We start from the raw sequence: 2,797 nt of genomic DNA on the forward strand, positions 1-2,797 counted from the left end.
CCTGGCCCTGAACAACATCAGCAAGAAGTGGACGATGCCGATCCGCGACTGGAAGGCCGCACTGAACCGCTTCACGGCATCTGGGGCCGTCATTGGCCGTCATTGATATGATCATTGATCTCGGGAACGACACAGCCTTCATAATGGCCACGGTCCAATTCACTGACACGCAGCTTCACAGGATCCGATGCGAGGCCTGTCAGGCGTCTTGCGCAACATGCGCATCGGGCGGTGGCCGCGACATCGCTCACTTCTATCGCGACCGTGTCTTCGCGGTCACGCGCCGATCTTTAGAGGATCACCAAGAGCTCACCGCGAGCGGTTTTGTTTTCGTCGACCAGATTTGACATAAAGCAGAGTTGTCACTCACAACCTGTCGGGATCGGTCTTAAATATCCGGGTTTCAACTGAACTTGTCCCACCCATATCGCACGTTTTGACCTGAAAAACGACAGCCCGGGCGGGTCTTGTCGCAAAAATCCGAAGGGGTTGACTGCTGGAGCCATGCACCCTTTCAGGCGACTTTGCACCACGCGCCACACCGGGGTCGGCGTGCGATCATCCAACGCCGACGGCCGGGAGGAGGGCAGGGATGCAGCCGCACTCCTGGGCTCCATCGTCCGCCCTCGCTGGCGTGAGAGCTCAACAGTTGTCGTCAGGCGCAATGGCAATCGATGCGATCGTCACGCGTAGACGTTGCGAGTGTCGGACGATTTACAGCCGCTGACCGGTTGCTTACGGGATGCGATGCCCACTGAATCCGCAATTCACCACACCTTCCTGGTCCACGCTTGTTGGACGTCGTCGGTGCGAGAAACGAATACTCGAGCCTCACAATTTGGCGTGCGTCGCGTTCCTGGCGGGTGCGTGGACGTCGATTCGCGAATGGCGCGCTGAGCGTGCACCGGTCACGGTCAATGTCCCGGACTACAGAAGCTCCCATCCAAGGTCCGAAAAACACGGTCCTTGCGTGGCTTCGCCAAACTGGACATCGTTATGCTCTGCATTCCACTCCAGAACCTTCACGTCTCCGCCGACGTCAACAGTCACGTCCCATCCGATGCAACCGATGAATGGGACCTTGCTATGCAGTTCCAGTACCTTCTTGATGCAATCCCGGAATGCGGGAACGGTCACGCCGAAAAAATTCTCCCTTGTGTCAGGATGTTCGCGCACATCCGTCCAGTCGTTCAGATAACCGACCGGGTCAAGCTCGCCTGTCGATGTGTTCACGGGAACACAGATCTCGCTGCCCGTCTGTATGTGCGTTTCACCGGCCCTCCCCAGTCGCAGGAAACACGCACGAAGGGAAATTGCGCCTGCTGGCTCGACGACCGTGGTGAAGCGCAAGGTCGCAACAGAATCCGGGGTAAAGCGGTTAAATACTTCGTGCTGCCTGACGAAGGGCTGAAACACGCCATTGCCGCCCATCGAGCGGATGAACTCCGCATTAAACGACTGGCGGTCAAGGATGAACACGCCTCTCCCCTGTCCAGAATTGTCCAGTTTAAAAGCGATCCTGTCAGCCGCACCCAGGATGGTACGCTGAAGCTCATCATCAGATATGAAAGTGTTCTCTGCTGTGTAAAACAGACCATTAGCAAAGTATCCGATGTCTGGAAAGCACCTATCGCGAAAAATCAGTCTGGAGGCACACCTCAACGCCGAGATTTTCCCGTAGCAGCCTTTGATTCGCGGCACCACGACAGCCCCATAATAATTATCTGGAATCCAACCTTCCTTGAACGTGCCATTCAATGCCGTATATACGCGTAGCCACGGCGCGTAGACCGCGTCGCCGAAGACGTCCTGCGCGTACGACTCGATCTGCCTGAGCACTCGCGGATTAGTCTTTCCCCGACGCTTTTCGATAGTTCTCAGGATCTGTCTCGCCTGGATGCCATGGTCCCGATGGAATTTATACCGCGCTAACTTTTTTACTGCCGCCGTGGCCCGGCGTTCGACGTCAACTCGCATGCGGATTTCTCTATTCAATCGCCAAAGAGAATCAGGAAGAAATGTTTTCAGCAGCAGGCTCATAATCGTTATGTTGTAGTCGGTAGGCGTACAAGCGAGAGCCGATGACAGACTATGACACGCCGTGACCATTCAAAGGATGATCCATACGTCAGCATAACCCAGAGATGCTATGGAAGGCAGCCGAAGGGAGTCCGCTGGAGTATAAAAGGATCTGCAAAACCCGTTCTGGTCCGGAGGCGCTGTCGGCGTCGGGCAGGGTTGTGGTGCAATTTCGGCGCGTCGGTCTGTTACCCTTGAGCTTTTGACGACCACGAGCCAATGAGCAAGCTGAAAGATCTCGAATGGTTGTTCAACGGACGTCATTTCGACCGCGAAGTCATCGGCCTTTGTGTGCGTTGGTATCTGCGCTACAAGCTCAGTCTGCGCGACCTGGTCGAAATGATGGCTGAACGCGGCCTGTCCCTCGCTCACACTACGATCCTGCGTTGGGTGAAGCGCTACACGCCGGAGTTCGTCAAACGCTGGAATCGGTTGGCTGCGACAGCCGGTCAGTCGTGGCGGGTCGACGAGACCTACGTGAAGATTCGCGGCAAATGGGCCTATCTCTACCGCGCCGTTGACCGGGGGGGAAAGACGATCGATTTTCGCCTCAGCGCCAGGCGCGATGTGGCGGCAGCAAAGGCGTTCTTCGCGAAGGCCATCAGAACGGTTCTGTCGCAATAACGATGTCGCGGTAAAGTTCGGGCTGCACTAAACTTTGCTTCGGCACACGATGAATAAGATCGCGAGACCACGAACGGCCCTTGCTGCAGGCATT

At 56.2% G+C, this 2,797-nt stretch carries 1 protein-coding gene and 1 pseudogene; one reads left to right on the forward strand and one right to left on the reverse strand.

Translation table 11 applies throughout. From position 1 onward, the window contains the following. Positions 1 to 927 precede the first annotated feature (927 nt). Positions 928 to 1,977: a sugar-transfer associated ATP-grasp domain-containing protein gene (locus tag P0D89_RS52040; RefSeq protein ID WP_408369074.1), complete on the reverse strand. Its 1,050-nt coding sequence runs from the start codon at positions 1,975 to 1,977 to the stop codon at positions 928 to 930. Positions 1,978 to 2,298: 321 nt separating this feature from the next. Between P0D89_RS52040 and P0D89_RS52045 the strand changes: the two are divergent. Next, positions 2,299 to 2,682 (forward strand): annotated as a pseudogene (locus tag P0D89_RS52045) (IS6 family transposase); the annotation flags it as partial. Positions 2,683 to 2,797: the final 115 nt, after the last annotated feature.

Origin of the sequence: Paraburkholderia sp. RL18-085-BIA-A (assembly GCF_046027075.1) — a bacterium.
GTDB lineage: Bacteria > Pseudomonadota > Gammaproteobacteria > Burkholderiales > Burkholderiaceae > Paraburkholderia.